20 protein-coding genes are annotated in these 20,234 nt (G+C 36.1%); 11 read left to right on the forward strand and 9 right to left on the reverse strand.

From position 1 onward, the window contains the following. The first annotated feature begins 201 nt into the window (after nt 1–201). The 7 genes from FJR06_RS14135 to FJR06_RS14165 all read left to right on the forward strand — a co-directional run bounded on the left by FJR06_RS14135 (nt 202) and on the right by FJR06_RS14165 (nt 8,361). A complete protein-coding gene (locus tag FJR06_RS14135) occupies nt 202–1,551 on the forward strand; it encodes a serine/threonine-protein kinase (RefSeq protein WP_168651657.1) in 1,350 nt (449 codons plus the stop codon). Between the two features lie 42 nt (nt 1,552–1,593). Next, nucleotides 1,594–2,628, forward strand: coding sequence for a hypothetical protein (locus FJR06_RS14140; protein WP_168651658.1), 1,035 nt, complete (start codon nt 1,594–1,596; stop codon nt 2,626–2,628). Between the two features lie 122 nt (nt 2,629–2,750). Beyond that, nucleotides 2,751–3,764: a nucleotidyltransferase gene (locus tag FJR06_RS14145; RefSeq protein WP_168651659.1), complete on the forward strand. Its 1,014-nt coding sequence runs from the start codon at nt 2,751–2,753 to the stop codon at nt 3,762–3,764. Between the two features lie 34 nt (nt 3,765–3,798). After that, complete coding sequence (locus tag FJR06_RS14150; protein WP_168651660.1) at nt 3,799–4,704, forward strand: S-4TM family putative pore-forming effector; 906 nt, start codon at nt 3,799–3,801, stop codon at nt 4,702–4,704. A gap of 537 nt (nt 4,705–5,241) precedes the next feature. Further along, nucleotides 5,242–5,805, forward strand: a complete 564-nt coding sequence (locus FJR06_RS14155) for a Uma2 family endonuclease (protein ID WP_168651661.1) — start codon at nt 5,242–5,244, stop codon at nt 5,803–5,805. A gap of 61 nt (nt 5,806–5,866) precedes the next feature. Next, the gene (locus FJR06_RS14160; RefSeq protein WP_168651662.1) at nt 5,867–7,078 is read left to right on the forward strand and encodes a class I SAM-dependent methyltransferase; all 1,212 of its coding nucleotides are present in this window, start codon (nt 5,867–5,869) and stop codon (nt 7,076–7,078) included. Between the two features lie 404 nt (nt 7,079–7,482). Then, nucleotides 7,483–8,361: an NAD(P)-dependent oxidoreductase gene (locus FJR06_RS14165; RefSeq protein ID WP_168651663.1), complete on the forward strand. Its 879-nt coding sequence runs from the start codon at nt 7,483–7,485 to the stop codon at nt 8,359–8,361. Between the two features lie 47 nt (nt 8,362–8,408). Here the strand turns inward: FJR06_RS14165 and FJR06_RS14170 are convergent, their stop codons facing one another. After that, nucleotides 8,409–8,936 (reverse strand): single-stranded DNA-binding protein, encoded by a 528-nt coding sequence (locus FJR06_RS14170; protein WP_168651664.1) that lies wholly within the window; start codon nt 8,934–8,936, stop codon nt 8,409–8,411. Nucleotides 8,937–9,463: 527 nt separating this feature from the next. On the opposite strand from FJR06_RS14170, the gene FJR06_RS14175 reads away from it, so the two are divergent. Beyond that, nucleotides 9,464–9,895, forward strand: a complete 432-nt coding sequence (locus FJR06_RS14175) for a hypothetical protein (protein ID WP_168651665.1) — start codon at nt 9,464–9,466, stop codon at nt 9,893–9,895. Nucleotides 9,896–10,043: 148 nt separating this feature from the next. Next, complete coding sequence (locus tag FJR06_RS14180; protein WP_015078487.1) at nt 10,044–10,481, forward strand: helix-turn-helix transcriptional regulator; 438 nt, start codon at nt 10,044–10,046, stop codon at nt 10,479–10,481. A 7-nt stretch (nt 10,482–10,488) separates the two neighbouring features. Here the strand turns inward: FJR06_RS14180 and FJR06_RS14185 are convergent, their stop codons facing one another. From FJR06_RS14185 to FJR06_RS14205, 5 genes are all read right to left on the reverse strand, one after another. After that, nucleotides 10,489–11,238 (reverse strand): DevA family ABC transporter ATP-binding protein, encoded by a 750-nt coding sequence (locus tag FJR06_RS14185; RefSeq protein WP_168651666.1) that lies wholly within the window; start codon nt 11,236–11,238, stop codon nt 10,489–10,491. Between the two features lie 38 nt (nt 11,239–11,276). Further along, nucleotides 11,277–12,458 (reverse strand): ABC transporter permease DevC, encoded by a 1,182-nt coding sequence (devC, locus tag FJR06_RS14190; protein WP_168651667.1) that lies wholly within the window; start codon nt 12,456–12,458, stop codon nt 11,277–11,279. A gap of 32 nt (nt 12,459–12,490) precedes the next feature. Beyond that, nucleotides 12,491–13,780: an ABC exporter membrane fusion protein gene (locus FJR06_RS14195; RefSeq protein WP_168651668.1), complete on the reverse strand. Its 1,290-nt coding sequence runs from the start codon at nt 13,778–13,780 to the stop codon at nt 12,491–12,493. Between the two features lie 46 nt (nt 13,781–13,826). Further along, nucleotides 13,827–14,420 (reverse strand): TetR/AcrR family transcriptional regulator, encoded by a 594-nt coding sequence (locus FJR06_RS14200; protein ID WP_168651669.1) that lies wholly within the window; start codon nt 14,418–14,420, stop codon nt 13,827–13,829. 120 nt (nt 14,421–14,540) lie between these two features. Continuing rightward, nucleotides 14,541–16,160: an RluA family pseudouridine synthase gene (locus tag FJR06_RS14205; RefSeq protein WP_168651670.1), complete on the reverse strand. Its 1,620-nt coding sequence runs from the start codon at nt 16,158–16,160 to the stop codon at nt 14,541–14,543. 96 nt (nt 16,161–16,256) lie between these two features. Between FJR06_RS14205 and FJR06_RS14210 the strand changes: the two genes are divergently transcribed. Continuing rightward, entirely contained in the window at nt 16,257–16,451 is a 195-nt protein-coding gene (locus FJR06_RS14210; protein ID WP_041457591.1) for a hypothetical protein, read from the forward strand. Nucleotides 16,452–16,785: 334 nt separating this feature from the next. On the opposite strand, the gene FJR06_RS14215 is transcribed toward FJR06_RS14210, so the two are convergent. Next, nucleotides 16,786–16,974, reverse strand: coding sequence for a hypothetical protein (locus FJR06_RS14215; protein ID WP_015078494.1), 189 nt, complete (start codon nt 16,972–16,974; stop codon nt 16,786–16,788). 495 nt (nt 16,975–17,469) lie between these two features. Here FJR06_RS14215 and FJR06_RS14220 point away from each other — a divergent pair, with 495 nt between their 5' ends. Next, the gene (locus tag FJR06_RS14220) at nt 17,470–18,372 is read left to right on the forward strand and encodes a DUF4351 domain-containing protein (RefSeq protein ID WP_015078495.1); all 903 of its coding nucleotides are present in this window, start codon (nt 17,470–17,472) and stop codon (nt 18,370–18,372) included. A gap of 56 nt (nt 18,373–18,428) precedes the next feature. Here the strand turns inward: FJR06_RS14220 and FJR06_RS14225 are convergent, their stop codons facing one another. After that, nucleotides 18,429–19,580: an alanine--glyoxylate aminotransferase family protein gene (locus tag FJR06_RS14225; RefSeq protein ID WP_015078496.1), complete on the reverse strand. Its 1,152-nt coding sequence runs from the start codon at nt 19,578–19,580 to the stop codon at nt 18,429–18,431. A gap of 171 nt (nt 19,581–19,751) precedes the next feature. Then, nucleotides 19,752–20,222: a hypothetical protein gene (locus tag FJR06_RS24405; protein ID WP_254434430.1), complete on the reverse strand. Its 471-nt coding sequence runs from the start codon at nt 20,220–20,222 to the stop codon at nt 19,752–19,754. Between the last annotated feature and the right edge of the window lie 12 nt (nt 20,223–20,234).

The raw sequence follows: 20,234 nt of genomic DNA on the forward strand, positions 1-20,234 counted from the left end.
TGAGATGCTTTATCTAGGATAAAATAAATGACAATATTTTTACAAGTTGTCTGAATCAGGATTTTCAGGATTTGAGGATGTTCAGGATAATTAATTGAACGCAGATAAACGCAGATGAACACAGATGAGAAATGCTAATTTTGTACTTGATTAAACTAGGAAATGTTATAATCACGTATATACTCAATCATCTATCTGTCTATGCTGAAACCAGGAAAGCCATTAAAACAACGTCCCCAATATGTCGTAGAAACAGAAATTGGAGAAGGAGGGTTTGGTGTTACTTATAAAGCTAAACATCAAGAATTGAATTTTCCGGTTGTTATTAAAACTCCTAATAGTCGGTTGTGTAGAGATGCTAATTATCCTAGATTTGTGGAAGGTTTTCGCAAGGAAGGAAGAACATTAGCCAAAATATCTCAAAATCATCATCCTAATATTGTCAGAATTATAGACTTTTTTGAAGAGGATAATTTACCATGTTTAGTGATGGATTTTGTTAAGGGTGAAAATTTATATCATTTAGTACAAGATAAGGGTATTTTATTAGAATCAACTGCTATTGATTATATTAAACAAATTGCTGATGCTTTATCTCTCTGTCATCAAAATGGCATTATTCACCGGGACGCACATCCTGGTAATATGATTTTACGAGAAAATAGCAATACTGTAATTTTAATAGATTTTGGTTTAGCAGGAAATGTCAATAGTCAAAGTATTAACCAAGCTGCTAATCTAGCTTTTGCACCTTGGGAACAAACGTTAGAAACTGAGAAATCAGCAACTATAGATGTTTATACTTTAGCTGCTTCTTTGTTTTATTTGGTGACTGGAGATACTCCCAGACCTTCTTTAGCTAGAAAGATGTTAAATAATGATTTAATAGAACCAAAAAGGATAAATTCAAAGATTAGTGATAGGTTAAATCAAGCGATTGTTAAAGGTTTGGAATTAGAACCTAAAAACCGTCCGCAAAGTATGCAGGAATGGGTGGGTTTATTTCCTGGTACGATTCATGGGGATAATGGTAATGAGGTAGAATTAAAATCAGATGTAGGTATGGATTATAGTCAACTGCGTGACTTACTCAAAGCAGGGAACTGGAAAGGAGCAGACGAGGAAACAGCACAGGTAATGATAGCAGTGATGAAACAGGAAGAACAAGGTTGGTTAAATACTGAACATATTTATAATTTCCCGTGTGAAGACCTCAGCACTATTGATCAATTGTGGGTAAAATATAGTGATGGACGGTTTGGATTTTCAGTTCAGAAACGCATTTATAAAGGTTTAGATGTAAGGATAAATTACGACGAAAAAATTTGGCAATCCTTTGGGGACAAGGTAGGATGGAGACAAAAAGGAGTATGGGTGTATTATAAAGATATTACTTTTGATAAAAAAGCACCAGAAGGCCACCTCCCTTTTAGATTTATGGTGTATATAATAAGAGTTTGGTTTGGGGCTTGGTTTGAAGTTTTGGGTGGGAATAATGGTGGAATATACTACTCTTCTCTCTTGTCGAGACTTGTAAAGTGTAACATCTAAATATGCTGACATGATAAACAAATTTTAATATTTAAGAAAGTTATGTACTACGTTCTCGCTACAGTTGAGGGTTTACATTTAACTTGTGATTTTATTGTTTACTCTGCTGCTTTGTATGGCTGTCCACCCAATTATACACCTACTCCAACAGGACTGCATGAAGTGTACCGTCAGCCTTATAATTGCCTTGGTGCGATTCCATTTGAGGCTTATAGTCTATTTAGCCCGATTTCCGCAATGGATGATTCGACTTTAGAAGCAATGTCAAGTTTACAGAATCGTAGTTTAAAGGATTTTACTTGTGTTTGCTTTGAGGTTGATCTGGAAAATCAAGACATAGCTTCAATTGACAGTCTAGATAACAACAGCAACCTTTTACAAAAATTACTGGATCAAGGTGAAATGATTCTTGATGTTATCAGGCTATTTGTTTTTAAACCTGGAAATAACACAAGTATTGGGCGTGTTGGAGCGATTGGAAATGGTGTTTCTGGTGTGTGGATTGGTAATGATGGTGAATATGCAAAATTTATTGCGCGGCAACTTTCTCCTTACCAATTTGTTCAAAAGCCTATGCAAGTAACACTTTCTGAGGTAAGAAAAATATATAACGATCCAGTATTCAAAGAACTTTGCTCTGCTGCTTGTCATACTCCTGATCAATTTGACCCTCTGCTCAAACGTATTTTTCAAGGGTTACGTGCATTTCGAGAAATTCGGGAAATTCAAAATCTAGAAGCAAGATTTGTGAGGTTAGCTTCTCTTGCTGAACATCTTGCGAAAAAAGACTCGAATGACGAGCGGAGAGGACATAAGTTACGATATCCCATTGCAAAAATAGCGCAATCAGGTTGGGATTCAAAAAGTGATATTAATGATGTGGTAAATGATTTGTGGACTCACACGCGAAACAAACTTACTCATTCAGCTGAAACTTTTGCTTCAATTGGTCGTGATCCAATACAGGACATATCAAATATGGAAACAATTGTAATAAATATGCTTCAGGCACTTGTCATTGCATGGCGTAATGAAGAGTTTGTCATTGATCCTTATCAATGGTTATTAAATCTATAAACTGTCTGAATCAGGATATCCAGGATTTAAGGATTTACAGGATGTTGATCTGAATTTAAGCCTATTTGATTAACCTGCTTTATCCTATTTACTATTTACATTCACTTACTAACAACATCTTTATGGCTAAAACTGTCAATGCGGCTTTCGAGGAATTTTTGAAAGACTATATAAATCTAGACCCACAAGATACTGAAAAAGCTAGAAGTAGTCGAGATTGGCTCATAATAGAGCAAATACACTCATTTCCTGAAAGAAATTTATATTTTCCAACTTTATATTCAGAGAAAGATATTTATTTTGGTTCTTTTGCTAGACGAACTAAAAAAAGACCACTTGACGATATTGATATTATGATAGCTTTGAGTGCCGAAGGATCAACTTACTATGAGTATTCCAGTGATTTCATTGAAATTTATGTACCTGATTCTGCTTATAAATTGAAAAAGCTTTGTGCTGATGGTACAAATAAACTCAATTCTATAAAGATTATTAACAAATTCATAGCTCTACTTGATAAAGTCCCACAGTATCAACCAGCAGACAAACATAGAAATAAAGAAGCTGCTACACTCAAGTTAAAATCTTATGATTGGAACTTTGATATTGTTCCTTGTTTTTTTACAGCACCAGGGTATACTGGTAGGACTTATTATTTGATTCCAGATGGTAAAGGTAATTGGAAAAAAACAGATCCTCGAATTGATAGAGATAGGGTAACTCAAGTAAATCAAACTCATGATGGTAACATCTTAAATATAATAAGATTGATGAAATATTGGAATAAAAGACCAACTATGCCATCAATGGATTCATATTTACTTGAAAATATGATTTTAGATTTTTATTCTATAAATATTCATTCAAAAGCATCTAGATACATTGCTTTAGAGATGCCAAGATTGTTTCAATATATCCAGACTAATATTTTCTATCAAGTCAATGATCCTAAGTTAATACAAGGTAATATTAATAATTTGGATTTACAAGACAAAAGAAAAATTTCTAGTCGCGCATTTCAAGATTATCTAAAATCACTATACGCTCTAGAATTAGATGAGAAAGGTTATTCCACTTCAGCCATAAATACATGGAGAGAAATTTTTGGAAATAACTTTCCCGTTTCCGTTTATTGAGTAACAATTAGCTATAAATATTCATTAGATTCTCATGAACAACATACCTCAAGAACAAAATACACCACATCAGTTAGAACGTTTAGCAGCACAGCGTCAAATTTACTCTGATGCTAAGAATATCCAAAACATCAATATAATTCTTAGTATTCCATCTGTAATTATATGGTCTATTTTGATTGCAATTTTTCCTAGTTTACAAATTTATGCTGCTTTATGGGGATTATCTATAACATTATTAGAACAAGCTATTCTCAGTCATTTACAAAAATCTCTGCAAGAAAAAGCTGCAAAAATACAACAATTGTTTGATTGCAATATTTTTGAATTAGACTGGTCAAAATTATGTTCTGGTAGTCGTCCTGAACCTGAACTAATCGTCAACAGTGCTGCGAAATATAGAAAAAAAGATCCAAATTACTTACAATTAAAAGACTGGTATCCAGTTAGTGTTGGTCAATTACCAATTCATGAAGCGCGTTTGATTTGTCAACGATCTAATATTTGGTGGGATGCTAAACAAAAACGTCGTTATTGTAATTTGATACTGTTTGGATTAATAGCAATTACAATAATTGTCTTTTTAGTAGGTTTAATTGGAGGATTAACTTTAGAAAAGTTTGTATTGGCTATTGTAACTCCACTACTACCAGCATTTATTTTTGCAATACGTCAATATATTGAAAATAAGCAAGCTGCAAATAGGCTAGATAATCTGAGAGAAAATTCTGAGAATATATGGCAGCAAGTTATAAATCGTAGAATTACACCTCAAGAACTGGAAAGAGAATCATACATTCTACAACATCAAATTTATGATAACCGTCGTCTTAGTCCATTAATTTTTGACTGGTTATACTCTCTATTAAAAAAACAAACCGAGGAAGAAATGAATAAAGGTGCAGCAGTTTTCATTGAAGAATTGCTTCAATCTCCATAGATATTATCTACATAGGTTGTATCATAGGATTATCAGTTAAGTTGTCTGACTTTTTCAAAAGTAGTAAAGCCTTTCCTTAACTGATATTTATTTCAATTTTTAATCCTGTAAATCCTATAATCTTGGACATCCTGATTCAGACAAATTAGATTGTAGGGTGCATTAAGCTGTCAGATAACCAGGATTAAAGGATGTATAGGATGGTAATTTTTAGATTGTTTGTTGGTGATGAAAGTTGTATTTGTCAGAATCAGGATAACCAGGATTAAAGGATGTACAGGATGGTAATTTTTAGATTGTTTATAATTATTTAAAGACAATTATTAAAAAACACTTGAAAATCCCAAAATACCCACACACCATCATCAAAAAACATCCTAAAAATCCTATAATCCTGGACATCCTGATTCTGACAAATTAAAATATTAGTACACCACCAATAAAATCAAAATCCTGTAAATCCTCAAATCCTGGATATCCTGATTCAGACCATTCAAAAATGGTACAATATTAATAATCCACAAACCCGAAACGGTAATGGTTCAAACCCCTATCAAAACCTTAACCCTTGATGAATTTATCAAATTGCCAGAAACCAAACCGGCAAGCGAATTTATTAACGGTGAAATCATTCAAAAACATAAGCCTCAAGGAAAACATAGCACAGTTCAAAGCGATTTTGTTTTTGCGGCTAATACGGTTCTTAAACCCCAGCGTATAGCCCGCGCATACTCTGAATTACGCTGTACCTTTGGCGGTAGATCCATTGTACCTGATATTGCCGTCTTCACTTGGGAACGCATTCCCCGCGATGAAAATGGTGAAGTTGCTAACACCTTTGCTATCCCTCCTGACTGGACAATTGAAATACTTTCTCCTGAACAAAATCAAACTAAAGTTGTTCGGAATATCCTCCATTGTCTTAGTCATGGTACTCAAATGGGTTGGTTAATTGACCCCGCAGAAAAATTAGTTTTTGTCTATTTTAATGATCAACGGATTCTATTATTTGAACTAGAAACAGATAGCTTACCTGTTCCATCTTTTGCAGAATCATTTAATCTTACAGTAGGTCAACTTTTCGGTTGGCTAAATGAATAAATATTCGACATATTCTTTTATTTGAGTTAGAAGCATTAGTTAACAATCAACTACAAACTTTATGGATTCTCATTCCCCGTTATGTCAAGCCATAGCTCATCGGATTATCACCAGTCCTCAAAAAAGAATTACCTTTGCGGAATACATGGATATGGTGTTATATCATCCAGAATATGGTTATTATTCCAGTGATGCTATCAAAATCGGATTTCGGGGCAGTGATTTTTTCACATCTGCCAGTTTAGGCGCTGATTTTGGGGAATTACTAGCAAAGCAATTTTACCAAATGTGGGAGATTCTAGATCAACCTATCCATTTTGATTTAGTAGAAATGGGAGCAGGACAAGGTATCTTAGCATCCCATATTCTCAATTATATACAGCAACAATACCCAGATTTTTTGGCAGCAGTCAAATATATTATTGTTGAAAAATCACAAAGTTTAAAACAAGAACAACAACAACGGTTACAAGATTTTTCTGTAGATTGGTGTAACTTAGAAGAAATTCCCTCCAAATCTATTAACGGCTGCTTCTTTTCCAATGAATTAGTAGATGCTTTTCCAGTCCATCAATTTACTTTAGAAGCAGGGGAATTGCGGGAAATTTATGTCACGATTGGGCAACAATCGGAGGAAGAAAATTCTGCTTTACCTTTCGACTCCGCTCAAGGTAAACCTCTATTTATGGAAATAATAGGAGAACCATCAACACCACAATTAGGAGAATATTTTAAGTTAGTGGAAATTGATTTAAGCCAAAATACTTATGAAAATGGCTATCGTAGTGAAATTAATTTAGCAGCTTTGAATTGGTTGGGTATAGTGGCAGACTGCTTGGAACGGGGGTATGTGCTAACAATTGATTATGGCTACCCTGCTCATCGTTATTATAACCCCAGGCGATCGCAGGGAACTCTCCAGTGCTACTACCAGCATCGTCATCATGATAATCCTTATATCAATATTGGGCAACAAGATATCACTGCCCATGTTGACTTTACAGCCTTATCATCTTGGGGTGAACGGTGCGGACTCAAAAACATGGGTTGGACTCAGCAAGGGCTATTTTTGATGGCATTGGGAATAGGTGAAAGGTTAGCTGCACTCTCCTCTCAACAGCAACCAATATCACAGTTGCTACAACGCCGAGAAGGATTACACCAACTAATTAACCCGGGGGGATTAGGCAACTTTGGCGTTTTAGTCCAAAGCCAGGGACTAACTGAACAAGAAGCATCACAACCACTCCAGGGATTAGTCGTACCAGAGTAGAGATCAAAGAGAAAGGTTAAAAATCTCTTTAACAATCCTGTATTAGTCCTGATTGCACTAGCATAACAGAGATGACATTTAAGTCAAAAATCTACCCAAGAGAAATAATTATGAATGCTCATGATCTGTTAGTGCTAGTAACTCTACTTTCCCCCGGACTCTTACTTTCCGTCATCATTATGGTGACTTTTGCCGCTGGAGGCTAGTACCGCTTCGCGGAAGTCAAAAGTCAAAAGTCAAAAGTCATAAGTCATAAGAGGAAAGAGAAAGAAAAAGGAAGAGGAAACGGAAAGGACTTTTTTTATTTATTCTTTCACTTTTCTTTCTCCTGACTCCTGACTCCTGACTCCTGACTCGGTGACTTCTTCTACTAACAACTGACCACTGACAAAGGAACGTAAAACATGAAGGTGGCATTTCTGGGAACTGGATTGATGGGACTACCGATGGCTCAAAGGTTATTAGCTACCGATATAGAACTAATTGCCTATAATCGCACCCCAGAAAAATTAGAACCGCTACGGAAAGCAGGGGCGCAAATTGTGACGAAACCCCGCGAAGCCATCCGTGCTGCTGACTGTATCGTGCTAATGCTTTCTAACGCCGCAGCTATTTATCATGTACTTCTGACAGATACTTCTTGGCATACTTTATCAGGACGCAGCATCATTCAAATGGGGACAATTAATCCCTTAGAAAGCCAAGAAATCAGAGATACAGTAGTTGCGGCTGGTGGTGAATATATAGAAGCACCTGTCCTCGGTAGTATTCCCGAAGCTAAAACTGGCAAATTAATTGTCATGGTAGGTGGAGAGGAAGAACAATATCAGCGTCATTTAAAGTTACTCCAACATTTTGGCGAAAATCCTGTATATATAGGCGCTGTGGGTTCGGCATCAAACCTCACCCTGGCGCTCAATCAACTGATTGCTTCTCTCACAACTAGCTTTGCTCTGAGTTTGGCATATATCCAGTTGCAAGGCATTGATGTTGATTTGTTTATGCAGGTTCTGCGCGAAAGTAAACTTTATGCGCCTACTTTTGATCAAAATTTGCGGCGAATGTTAGATGGCAATTATAATAACGCCAACTTGCCGACAAAACAACTGATCAAAGAAATAGATTTATTTATCTCGGAAGCAAAATCCTTGGGTTTGAATCTCAACAGCATTGAGGGTGTAAGGCAAATCTTACACGCAACTATGAAAATGTCCTATCCAGAAGATGATTATTCATCCGTATTTCCAGCAATTCGGGAATGGGGTGAAGTCAGTGGAGGTTGAAAAAGAATGTAGAGACGTTCCATGGAAAGTCTCTACAAGGATTATGACTAAAACGGGATGTCATCTGGATCGGGTTCTGGCGTAACTCCTACAGGGGATGGAGACTGCACAGGGGCGGGTTGGTATGTCGGTTGAGAGGGCGCTACCTGGGGCATTGGGGCTGATGTCGGATAGTTTGATTCATAATTAGTCTGGCTGTAGGTTGGTGGCGCTACAGGGGTTTCATAGGCTGGTGTGGTTCTCGTGGCTGCTGGTGGTGAACTGGTATAAGTACCTTGTCCGATGGCGTGAATCCTTTGGACTGTTAATTCTGCGCGTTTTTCCTTAAATCCTTCGGGGCGATCAATTGTATTCATGCCTAAGCGCCCTTCAATAATAACGCGATCGCCCTGATGATAACTTTGGTGAATCTCTTTGGCTAAATTTCCCCAACCTACGACTTTTAAAGGATGCGTTGGATCTTCTGGTTTTGCTCCCGCGACATGAACGATCATTTCTGTAACTTCTAACCCATCTGGTGTGTGACGCAGTTGGGGATTATCGTAAATTTCTGCCATCAAAATACAACTGTTCATTGTCTTCTCCTGATTTTTAATACTTTTTCTCACGGTGAATTTCACCTCACGAGAAAAGTCAAGCATAATTAGTTAGGGCAATCATCACACGGATCATTGTTTTTCTATATTACACCTGACTAGAACGAGCATTATGTTTTGTCTGTATAGAACAATTGTACTATATTACGGTCTGGACTGTGATTTATATAATTAATTGGATTTATGTGATTGATAGTTCTGTTTGTTACAGGTATCGCAATTGGCTTTGATTGAAATATCTCATTCGCTCAAGTCTGCTCTTTTGAAGATGAGATGTAGACACAACAAAATTGTTGTGCTATTATTAATCATAGAAAAATTTCGTTGTATTCAACTGCAAAATTCTTCTAGTAACACCGATATATTAATCTAGGAATTATTATCAAAGTCTTGTAAATAACAAGCCAATGTTTTATTTCTGTTTAAGTATAATCGGTTGATTTTAATGGATATTATCTGGAGGTCTTGATTTATGAGATTCGCGCAATCTTTACTAAAAATTAATTATGATTTTTATATTCGACCAAAATGGCTATTTGCCACCCGGTATTCATTTGGCTACTTGGGAGGAAATTGAAGAGTATCTAGCTTACAATAAACGCCGAAAAAATCTTTTATCTGGACTCAAACAAGGGTGTGAGATATTAAGGCAATGCGGTTGTGAGAGAATTTATATCGGTGGAAGTTTTGTAACTACTAAAATACGTCCTAATGACTTCGATGTTTGTTGGGAAGATGATAAAGTAGATTTTAAACTCTTACAAAAACTAGACCCCGTTTTGCATCCTAGTAGCAGAAGATTGGCACAAAAAAATAAATATGGTGGTGAGTTTTTACTTGCTAACATAACTATTGAAGATCCATTTACTACTTGTTTAGAATTGTTCCAGCAAGACCGTAATGGCAATATCAAAGGTATAGTAGCAGTTGATCTGTAAGGATAGGGTGCAAAATACTTTTTGCTGCTTTTGATTATTAAAATTCAAAATTAGCAATATAAAACAGTAAGATAAATTGGCATTATCTAATTAATTTTTATTATTAGGTAATGCCATTCTTGAACAAATGAGTTATGGGTTAAACATTATGATTTTCAATGAATGGCAGTACAGTATTACTAAAGCACAGATGAAGAAATTTGAGTTAGCAATGACTCAATATGCTAGTAAACCAGTTCCAGAAGATGAAAACCAAAAGCTACGCCATGAGGCTCGTATTGATTCACTACAAAGCCAAATTGAGGAGTTTACTGAAGAGATAGAAGAGTATGAAAATCTCAAAAACAATCAAGGTAAAATTGAGCGATTGCAATATGATAGTTTAGAAAAATTACCAGAAGCACTCATCAAAGCGCGGATTATTCGCGGACACACTCAAGAGAGTTTTGCCAAACTTTTAGGAGTTAAACCTCAACAGGTGCAACGTGATGAAGCAAATGGATATGCTAGTGCTAGTTTGACAAAACTTTTGAAAATTCAACACACTCTCAATTTAGAGATTCGGGAAGAAATTATCTTTAAATAAATAAGTGTTAATTTAGTTTAACTCCCATATCTACACCATCACTTTTCAATTGTCCATCTTCCATGTAAATAATCCGATCAGCTATATCGAGAATACGGTTATCATGGGTGACTAATAAGATAGTACAGTTTTGTTCTTTTGCTAGAACTTGCATTAATTCCACCACATCGCGTCCAGATTGTTTATCTAATGAAGCTGTCGGTTCATCTGCTAATACTATTTTGGGATGACTGACTAAAGCGCGGGCTATAGCTACCCGTTGTTTTTGTCCACCGGATAAATTCTCTGGATAGGAATTAATATGTTCTCCTAAACCGACGTGTTCTAACATCGCTGTAGCTGTAGCATTAATATCGCCATTGAGATGATTTTCATGTAACTCCAAAGACATTCGCACATTTTCTTTGGCTGTTAAAAAACTCATCAAATTATGTGCTTGAAAAATATAACCAATTTGGCGACGCAATTTAGTTAATTGCCCTTTTTTTGCACCAAAAATTTCCTGTCCTAATATTTGTAAACTGCCATTTTGGGAAGAACGTAAACCCCCCATTAATGATAATAGGGTAGTTTTGCCCGAACCAGATGGACCAGTCATAATGACAATTTCCCCCGCATTAATCTCTAAATTAATGTCGAATAATACTTGTTTTTGCAACGCACCTTTACCAAAATAATGATTAAGATTACCAACAGAAATAACCGTTTCTGAAGTAGAAATAACTTGAGAAGGAATAGTTGTAACTTCCAATGACATAGTTCCTTACCTTTGCGTGAGATATAAAAATTGTAACTTTAAAAAATATCCGCCGGATCAGCAGAACGGAGTTTTCGCATCGCTATTGCGCCAGAAACAGTACACATAATTACTGTTAAGAAAAAAACATTAATTGCCCGATCTACCTTCATATATATTGGTAAAAGAGTTGCGGCAAATGTAACTTGATATAACCCAAAAGATAGGAAAAATGCAGGTAAATAACCTAATGCAGCTAAGAATAATGCCTCTTGCAATAAAACTCGCAATAGATAATTATCGGTATAACCCATTGCTTTAAGAGTAGCGTATTCTGGTAAATGATCGGAAACATCAGAATACAGCACTTGATAAACAATGACAATACCAACAATAAAACCGACTATTACACCCAAACTAAAAATAAACCCAATCCCTGTCCCCTCAGCCCAATAAGTTTTTTCTTTTTGGGCAAATGTTTCGGGAGTACCAACTTCAACAAAGGGTTTTTGAGGATCTGGATTTAATCCTATTTGCAGTTGTTTCCTAACTTTTTCAATATCAGCACCAGGTTGAAGAGTAATTAAACCAACTTCAATTTGATCAGCTTTGCGAGTAGAAAATAACTGCAAAAAAGTAGAATCACTAACTACTACATTTCCATCCGCAGCAAAGGAAGCACCATTTTGAAATAAACCCTTAACACTGACATTCTTTCCGCTTAATTCGGCGTTAAATTTCCCAGTTTCTCGAAAAATCTTGCCAATCTCTCCATATTCTGGACGACTGGCTTCATCAAACAAAACTTGATTCAATTGTTTAAGATTATCTTTTTTGGCTTGAAGTTCAGGAAACTTTAAACCAGGTGTAGCCGGATCTACACCCCAAACTAAAATAGAGCGATTCATTTTTGTTTCAGGGTTGCGCCATTGTCCCGTACTAATGTAAATAGAACTAACTGATTTTACACCGTTATAACTTAATGTTTGATAAAGTCTTTCTCTAGAAAAGCTTTTGACTGAAAGTAGGGTTTGAAATTGAGGATTTATTAAGACTAAATCTGCTTGTAAATTGCGGTGAGGTTGAATAGCAGCATCAAATAATGCACTTTCAAAACCCATCTGAATAAATATCAGCATATCTGCGAAGGTAATTCCCGCAACTGCAACCACTAGCCGGGTTTTTTCCTTCATTAATTGTCGCCAAGCTAGGGGCGTTTTCCGAAAGATTTTATTAATCATGAGTTTTTTTATGCATCTTGATGAGAAATTAATTACAATTTAATTGCTGTTTGCACTTGCAAATTGGTTAAGCCAGAAACTTTTTTGCTATCTTCAGGATTGAGGCGAATTTTTACTTCGATAATGCGACTGTCTAAATTTTCTCCTGGTTGATCACTAAAAACATTTTGGCGTTTGACTTGTAAACCAATTTGTTGGACTACACCTTTTAATTCTCCAGTAAATCCTTGACTGGTAATTATGGCTTTTTGTCCTAATTTTATCTTACTAATATCAGTTTGATAAACTTCTGCTACTGCCATCATTGTGTTAGTTTGGGCAAAGTCAGCAACCCCTGGGTTATCAATTTTTTCACCGACACGGGCATGAATTTTAATAATTTGTCCCGTCATAGGAGCGCGAATATAAGCTGCTTCTAGTTCAGTTTTTGCACGTTGCAAATTAGCGATCGCACTTTCAACTTCTGTTCGTGCTAACTGCACATCTACAGGACGAATTTCGGCAATACTATTGAGTTTACCTTGAGTTTCACTAATTTCTTTATTGCTAGTATTATTAATACGATTCAGGGCAATTTTAGCTTCTGATAATTGTTTATTAGCTGTAGTATTAATCCGCTTGAGAATAGCTTGGGATTCACTTAATGTCTGTTTAGCAGTTTCTACATTTAAACGTTTACTATCAATTACAGAATTAGAAATTGCCCCTTCAGAAAATAACTGTTGATAGCGTTGATATTCTGATTCGGCATTTTTGAGTTCTGCGGTTAGTTTATTAATAGTTGCTGTTTGGGCAATTCTATCACCTTCCCATTGGGCTGATATCCGAGCAATATTTTCCTGTTGGGATTGTTTATCTCCTGCATATTGTGCCTTAATTCTCTCCACAATTGCTGACTGTTCTTGAATTTCTCCTGATTTAGCCCCAGCTTTAATTTGTGCAAGTTTAGCTTTAGCAACTTCGACTTGTTTCATGCTTTGAATAACAGCATTTTTTAACAGATCACGAGATTGTAAAATGGCAATTACTTGACCGACTTTAACATTATCACCTTCTTTAACTAATAGTTGAGAAATGCGATCGCCATCTAATGCTAAAGGTGCAGATAATTTAATTACTTCTGTTTCTGGTTCTAATCTTCCTAAAGCAGTAACTATTTCAGCGATAGGAACAATTGGTTTTGATTCATTTACAGAAGTTTTACCCATTTGTCCGAAATTAGAAACTCCATAAATAATAATTCCTACTGGAATCGTAGTAGCCGCAAGCATTAAACCAATCAAACCTGGACTTGGGGACTTGAACGACAGTTTGTAACTCATTTTCACTACCTCATCACAAAATAAATTTATCGGTATTTATTGGTGGTTAATTATTAATTTTAACCTCAGCTTTTTGCTGTAAATATGCTGTAATCATTTCTCCCAAAAGCTGGCATTGTTGAGGGAAATCAATGTTCTCATTACCCCATAATTTCTCCAAAACAACACCATTCACGAAACTTAAAACAAAAGATGCTAATACTACGTCCCTAACACCTAATAAATCACAGGCTACTTGCTGACATCGTTGATTTGCACGCTTAAAAACAGTGCTATTAGTTAGCATTATTTTTGAGTCTTGATGTTGACAAAAATCAACCCATACATAAGTCCATTTAATTAAATAATCCTCATTTTTAACAAGGTATTGACCCAAAGTTTCCATCAATTCTAATAAGTTATTTTTTCCTCCAAATTCTGTTAAAGCTGTAATGATATCCTGCTGACTAATTTCTTCCACCAATTGCTCAAACAAAGCTTGTTTGTTGGGAAAATAATGATATAGCGTACCTGTGGAAACCTTTAAACTCGCAGAAATCTGCCGCATAGTAATCGCTGCATAGCCTTTTTCAGCAAACAAATCAAAACATTTACCGAGTAATTCTTTCCGGTATTGTTCGTGATTAACAATTTTCGGCATAACATGGCTTGTTCCTCACTATGGGGGCTATCTGTTTTTATATCGAACGCTTGTTATATTAAATAATATAATAAACCTAAAGTGTTTGTCAAGATATCTTTACAAATTCAGATATCCTGATTAAAATGGTGTTTTTACCTGTAAGTGGAAGATTTTTTCTACATGAGGATGCTGAAACCTCAACTCTCTTGCGTGCAGATATAATCTATCAGTATCACTATGATAACCATAGAGTTTATCCCCCAAAATTGCCATTCCCAGTCCTCTTGTATCAGCAGCATGAACCCGTAATTGATGAGTCCGTCCAGTCAAAGGCACAAATTCAACACGGGTATAATCTCCTTCTCTGTTCATAACGCGGAAGTGAGTTAAACTAGGTTTACCTCGTGATAAATCCACTTCTTGATAAGGACGATGATCAGGATTTCCCCACAAAGGTAAATTAATTTCACCTTCATTAATAGCTAGAGAACCTGTCAGCAAAGCTTCATAAACTTTATGAATTTGTCTTTGTTGAAATTGTTGACTTAATTGAGAATAAGTAACTGGATCTTTAGCTATTAAGAGAATCCCGGAAGTATCTTGATCTAAACGATGTACCGCGATTATTTCTTGATTATATAGATGACGTAAACGACTAATTACACTATCTTGATTATGAAAATAACGACCGGGAACAGATAACAGTCCTGATGATTTATTCACAGCAATTAGCCATTCATCTTCATAAATTATTTCTACTTGATTTGGCTTTAATCCTGATAGCAAAAATCCCATTAATGGCTGACATCTTTCCAAGCAAGCACCATAAAATTCTCCAGAAACCTTATTTTCTATAGAAGAATTACCCCACCAAAATTCAGCCATTGCTAAAGGTTTTAATCCATGGGTTGCTGCATAATGTAATAATTTAGGAGCGCAACATTCTCCTGTTCCGGTTGGTGTTCCTGCTGGTAATAATTGCTGTAAAGATAGAGATTGTCCTTGAAAATTAGTTAAGCTATAAGCAGCGTGCATTTCTGTTTGTAATTGCCGAGATAGTTGTTTCCGCTGTTGTTTGAGTTCTGTAATCTTCCTATCTGCGGACGTTATAATTTGCTGTAAAGGCTGTAAAATTTCATTTTGATGGCGTTTAAGATTTCGGCGGTCAATTCCCTGCTGACGGCTTTCTGCTTCTAGTTTTTCCAAAGCAGTTGTGAGAGATTTATCTGTGAGAGTTTGATAAAATTCTTGACGTTGTTTGTGTCGTTGCTGTTTGCTATGATCATGATGTAAGCTCATAGTTTGTAACTGTTGGGTATATTCAACGGACAGAGTTTTATATTCTGCTCTTTCGGGAATTTGTTCAAGGGTAATAATTTCTTGTTTAATTGCTGCTAACTTTGCTAAAATCTGAGTTTCTAATAAAGCCACTTCCTCTCTACCAGGAATTGGTAACACCCAACCTGTAACCATACTATTACCATTTAATAAACCGGAAAATGCTTTAATAACTCTTTGTTCACCATTGGGTAATTCAACTAACAAAATACCATACATTTTTCCCTCATGGGAATAAAGATGATTTTGTTCAAGTTGCTGCATGAGACTATCAGCTATAGCTTCTGCTAAAGGTGTGCGGGGTAATCTCAATATTTCACCAGTTTGGGGACATTTTCCTTCATAGTAATAGTTAGGCTGTGCGGAATAAATGATAAAATTGGATTCGATAAAGTCTGAAAGCGGATGAAGAAGAATCATAAAATGTATATAGTATGATAAATTATTTGATAGTTAACAAATTTTTGTTTAAGTTGTTTGTTTTAATTGGGAAGCTTTTTTTGGTATGGATGTTAGATGTTAGTATATTTTACAATACCTTTGATTATTCTCACACCAGAAATTATCAATAATCCCGTCGGCAATTTTATCATTATTTTGGTATTTTTGTTTTTACCATTTTTTCTCATATATTTTTTTGTAGATGAGGATATGAAACTTTCCCGAAACCTGTGGGAACATCTTTGGGAAAATCCTGTGGAGGAAGTTTAGATAGGCTTTGGTTTGGACAATCTGTAGGTTGTGATCACAAAGTATTTGTTCCCATAGATAATTGTCAACACTCAGAATAAAAAATAAATGGTTATATTTAATTTAGCTTGTGTTAAAATAGTTATTTTTCAGAATTATACCAAATGCGTGATCCACAAAAGAACCACATTAAAATTGATCCGGCTACCCTGGTTTTAATCGGATCTGCTTTGATACTATTACCACTATTACTCGCTGGTTTTTTGGGGTAATTAGCTATCCGCAAAATTAAAAATTGGTTATTTCCATTGACTGAAAATAACCATAAACTAAGAGTAATTTGTTTTCGCAATATTTAAATATCAACATTGATATTTTCTATCTGTCTAGCTGCTTTCTCCCAAAGCTTTGCGGTTTCTTCATCATTCCAGTGAGTTCTCAGATTTTCCGCTTTTTTATGACATATCCGTTCTAGCATCTCTAAAATTGCAGCTAGTGTTAATTGCTCGACTAACCCCTCTAAAGCACTCATGTATTCTTTCATGACAGATACCCCTTTAATTTCTACTGGAAACTGAGGGAATTTTTTAAACTTCCTGAGTTCAAAATCAATACAAGAAGTATAAATTCTCGTCAATTAGTTGTGACTCTTCTATTATCTACCTCATCAGTTGAAGAATTTGCACTTCTTCTTGATTCTCTACATTTGCAGGAAGTAGAGTTGTAATCTACTTTTTGGAGTGAGTTAAGAATCTCTATTTTACCTAAAATTGTGAGATGCTGTACTAAGAGGTTGTTTGAAAAGTATTATATGAAACCCATAATCTCCAAAAACCTAACCCCCCTCCCCCCCTTCCCTACAAGGGAATGGGGGTTTTAAAGCCTCTCCCCTGGTAGGGGAGAGGTTTGGAGAGGGGTCTGTTTACACATTAAAAACTTTTAAAACATCCTCTAAGCTGGGATTTCGTGATTTATAGAATTTTATACTTTACAAATACCCTTTGATACTTAAAACACAATATACTGATATAATTATTACATGACAAGATTCATTCATGATCAATTTGCTAAGGACTATTTAGAGGAACTTCTCAAAAACTATGGAGAAGTTCAAGCGCCGAGTCGTGTAGCGGGAGAAGTCAGAGAAATTGATGTTTACTTTTCTCCCTATCCTCAAGCAAATCCTAATTTACAACTTTTAGGTTTATTAGGTAAATTTGCATCTACTCCCGCGATTTTTGAACCTTATCGCAATCCGGCATCATCTGATGAGATTTGTGATTGTTTGTTAAAATTATTAGAAGTAAAGGGAGTGTTAAAAAGAGAAGCGAAACGCAATAAAACTAATCTTCAAGAATCAGAAATTCCGAAACTGTGGATACTTACTCCGACAGCATCACCAGAGATATTATCTGGCTTTAATACTACCTTAAAAACTGACTCTTTACCAGGAATATACTATTTAGGGGCAGCGTTACGTACAGCCATAGTAGTTATTCATCAACTACCACGGACGGAAGAAACTCTTTGGATTAGAATGTTAGGAAGAGGAAATGTTCAAAAACAAGCTATTGAGGAACTAGCAGAATTAACAGTAAACCACCCATTTAGGAGAATCACGCTAGAATTATTGTACAACCTGCAAAAACACCTGGGAGTCAATCAAGAAACCGAAGATAGGGAGATAATTATGAGATTAGCACCATTGTATCAACAGGATAGAGATTTAGCGGTTCAGGAAGGGAAAATTGAGGGGAAAATTGAAGGAGAAACTTTGTTAATTATCCGGCAATTAAATCGTCGTATTGGAGAAATTAATTCAGAATTAATTGCCAAGATTCAAAAATTATCACTTGAGAAATTAGAAATGTTGGGAGAAGAATTATTAGATTTCACCAAACTTGATGATTTAGAAAGCTGGTTAAATCAAAATCAAGAATAATGTAGTTGGGCTTGAGTTCTAAAATTATCTTAGGCTTTAGCCCAACTACAAACTAACTAATTATTAGAGATCATTGTTCCCAGAGCAGCTATCAACTTATCCACGCTTTCAGGACGACTATTAAAACCCATTAAACCTACACGCCAAACCTTGCCAGCAAGTTCACCCAAACCGCCGCCAATCTCAATATTATGCTCAACTAACAACTGCCTGGCCACAGATTTACCATTTACCCCTTCCGGAATACAAACAGTAGTTAAAGTTGGTAGCCTGTATTCCTTTTCAACGTGCATCTTTAAACCCATATCTTCCAATCCTTCCCACAGATACTCGACATTCTTTTGATGACGTTGCCAACAACTAGCTAAACCTTCTTCCGCCACTAAACGCAAAGCTTCCCGTAAACCATAATATAAATTAATCGGTGCAGTGTGGTGATATGTGCGTTCAGTCCCCCAATATTTCCCCAACAATGTCATATCTAAATACCAATTTGCCACTTTAGATTGACGCTTCTGCAACTTCTCCATTGCCCGCCCACTCATTGTAAACGGTGACGCACCTGGAGAACAACCCAAACCCTTTTGACTACAGCTATAAGCCAAATCAACGCCCCACTCATCCAAAAAGATGGGAACACCACCCAAACTGGTAACGGTATCCACTAACAACAAAGTTCCATGTTGACGACATAACTCACCCACACCTTCTAAGGGTTGACGAGCGCCGGTGGAAGTTTCTGCATGAACTAAAGCCAAAATTGCTGGTTTATGGGTGGCTACTGCGGCGCTGATTTCCTCTAAATTGAAAACTTGTCCCCAAGGTTTAGTAATAGTTCTGACATCTGCGCCATATCTGCCCGCCATATCTACCAAACGATTACCGAAATAACCAGCCACACCAATTAATACCACCTCACCCGGTTCTACAGAATTAGCTAGAGTGGCTTCCATTGCGGCTGTACCCGTGCCACTGACGGCGATAGTATGGGGGTTTTCTGTTTGCCATGTGTAACGCAACAGAGATTGAATTTCATCCATGAGGGTTAAAAAAGCCGGATCTAAATGTCCCACTGGTGTGGTATTCATCGCCTGTAATACCTCTGGATGGGCATTGGAGGGACCTGGACCCAATAGGAGACGGTGGGGAACATCTAGGGGTTCAAGTCCTAGACGCTGACTATCGTTGATGGAAATGGTGGATGTCATAAACTTAATTTATGTGAGATGAAATTGTAATTAATCGCATCATATAGCGGTATGTGGTCAATGAGTATGCCGAAGTGCGACTAATTAATTAAGTTCCATATTTTCTCTCGCGCTATTCAATTATACGTTTTGTTAAAAATAGAAATCTCTATAATCTTGTTTTGTTCTCTGTTATCCAAATTGATTGGTAACATATTCCATCACATCGTTTGGCATTGTGAATCCGTTTCCATTGAATTCAATCAAAGATAGCAATTTCAAACTCTCTAGTATTCCCAATAGTTTCTGGGAAGTGACAGGGGGAATAATCTCGTTTATTAATTCTGGCATTAATATGGGTTTGCGGTGAATTGCTAAGGAATAGATCACGGTTTTTTCTAAATCTGATAAGCGTTGAAATTGTTGATCTAATAAATCGTAAATATCGCCAAAGACGGTGATACCGTGGGCTAAAAAAAGATCAATTTTGCTAGAAAATAGAAAATGAATAGTAGTGGCAACAATTTTCAGCATCAGGGGATTTCCGCCATAGTGATTATGTAATATTTGCCATTCTGCTTGAGTTTCGTCAATGCCTTCTGACTGAAAAATCTTGAGTCCGTCTTCAGGAAGCAGCCCTTTCAAGATCAGTGATTTAATCAAATTGGCTTTTTT

It is taken from the genome of Dolichospermum sp. UHCC 0352 (assembly GCF_009711925.1).
Lineage (GTDB): Bacteria > Cyanobacteriota > Cyanobacteriia > Cyanobacteriales > Nostocaceae > Dolichospermum > Dolichospermum lemmermannii.

Excerpts from the sequence above, each read along its gene's own strand:
- FJR06_RS14145 (WP_168651659.1), top strand. The coding sequence starts at position 2,751 with ATGGCTAAAACTGTCAATGCGGCTTTCGAGGAATTTTTGAAAGACTAT.
- FJR06_RS14160 (WP_168651662.1), top strand. The coding sequence starts at position 5,867 with ATGGATTCTCATTCCCCGTTATGTCAAGCCATAGCTCATCGGATTATC.
- FJR06_RS14170 (WP_168651664.1), bottom strand. The coding sequence starts at position 8,936 with ATGAACAGTTGTATTTTGATGGCAGAAATTTACGATAATCCCCAACTG.
- FJR06_RS14180 (WP_015078487.1), top strand. The coding sequence starts at position 10,044 with ATGATTTTCAATGAATGGCAGTACAGTATTACTAAAGCACAGATGAAG.
- FJR06_RS14140 (WP_168651658.1), top strand. The coding sequence starts at position 1,594 with ATGTACTACGTTCTCGCTACAGTTGAGGGTTTACATTTAACTTGTGAT.
- FJR06_RS14220 (WP_015078495.1), top strand. The coding sequence starts at position 17,470 with ATGACAAGATTCATTCATGATCAATTTGCTAAGGACTATTTAGAGGAA.
- FJR06_RS14165 (WP_168651663.1), top strand. The coding sequence starts at position 7,483 with ATGAAGGTGGCATTTCTGGGAACTGGATTGATGGGACTACCGATGGCT.
- FJR06_RS14210 (WP_041457591.1), top strand. The coding sequence starts at position 16,257 with ATGTTAGTATATTTTACAATACCTTTGATTATTCTCACACCAGAAATT.
- FJR06_RS14185 (WP_168651666.1), bottom strand. The coding sequence starts at position 11,238 with ATGTCATTGGAAGTTACAACTATTCCTTCTCAAGTTATTTCTACTTCA.
- FJR06_RS14215 (WP_015078494.1), bottom strand. The coding sequence starts at position 16,974 with ATGAAAGAATACATGAGTGCTTTAGAGGGGTTAGTCGAGCAATTAACA.
- FJR06_RS14205 (WP_168651670.1), bottom strand. The coding sequence starts at position 16,160 with ATGATTCTTCTTCATCCGCTTTCAGACTTTATCGAATCCAATTTTATC.
- FJR06_RS14225 (WP_015078496.1), bottom strand. The coding sequence starts at position 19,580 with ATGACATCCACCATTTCCATCAACGATAGTCAGCGTCTAGGACTTGAA.
- FJR06_RS14155 (WP_168651661.1), top strand. The coding sequence starts at position 5,242 with ATGGTTCAAACCCCTATCAAAACCTTAACCCTTGATGAATTTATCAAA.
- devC (WP_168651667.1), bottom strand. The coding sequence starts at position 12,458 with ATGATTAATAAAATCTTTCGGAAAACGCCCCTAGCTTGGCGACAATTA.
- FJR06_RS14195 (WP_168651668.1), bottom strand. The coding sequence starts at position 13,780 with ATGAGTTACAAACTGTCGTTCAAGTCCCCAAGTCCAGGTTTGATTGGT.
- FJR06_RS14200 (WP_168651669.1), bottom strand. The coding sequence starts at position 14,420 with ATGCCGAAAATTGTTAATCACGAACAATACCGGAAAGAATTACTCGGT.
- FJR06_RS14175 (WP_168651665.1), top strand. The coding sequence starts at position 9,464 with ATGATTTTTATATTCGACCAAAATGGCTATTTGCCACCCGGTATTCAT.
- FJR06_RS14135 (WP_168651657.1), top strand. The coding sequence starts at position 202 with ATGCTGAAACCAGGAAAGCCATTAAAACAACGTCCCCAATATGTCGTA.
- FJR06_RS14150 (WP_168651660.1), top strand. The coding sequence starts at position 3,799 with ATGAACAACATACCTCAAGAACAAAATACACCACATCAGTTAGAACGT.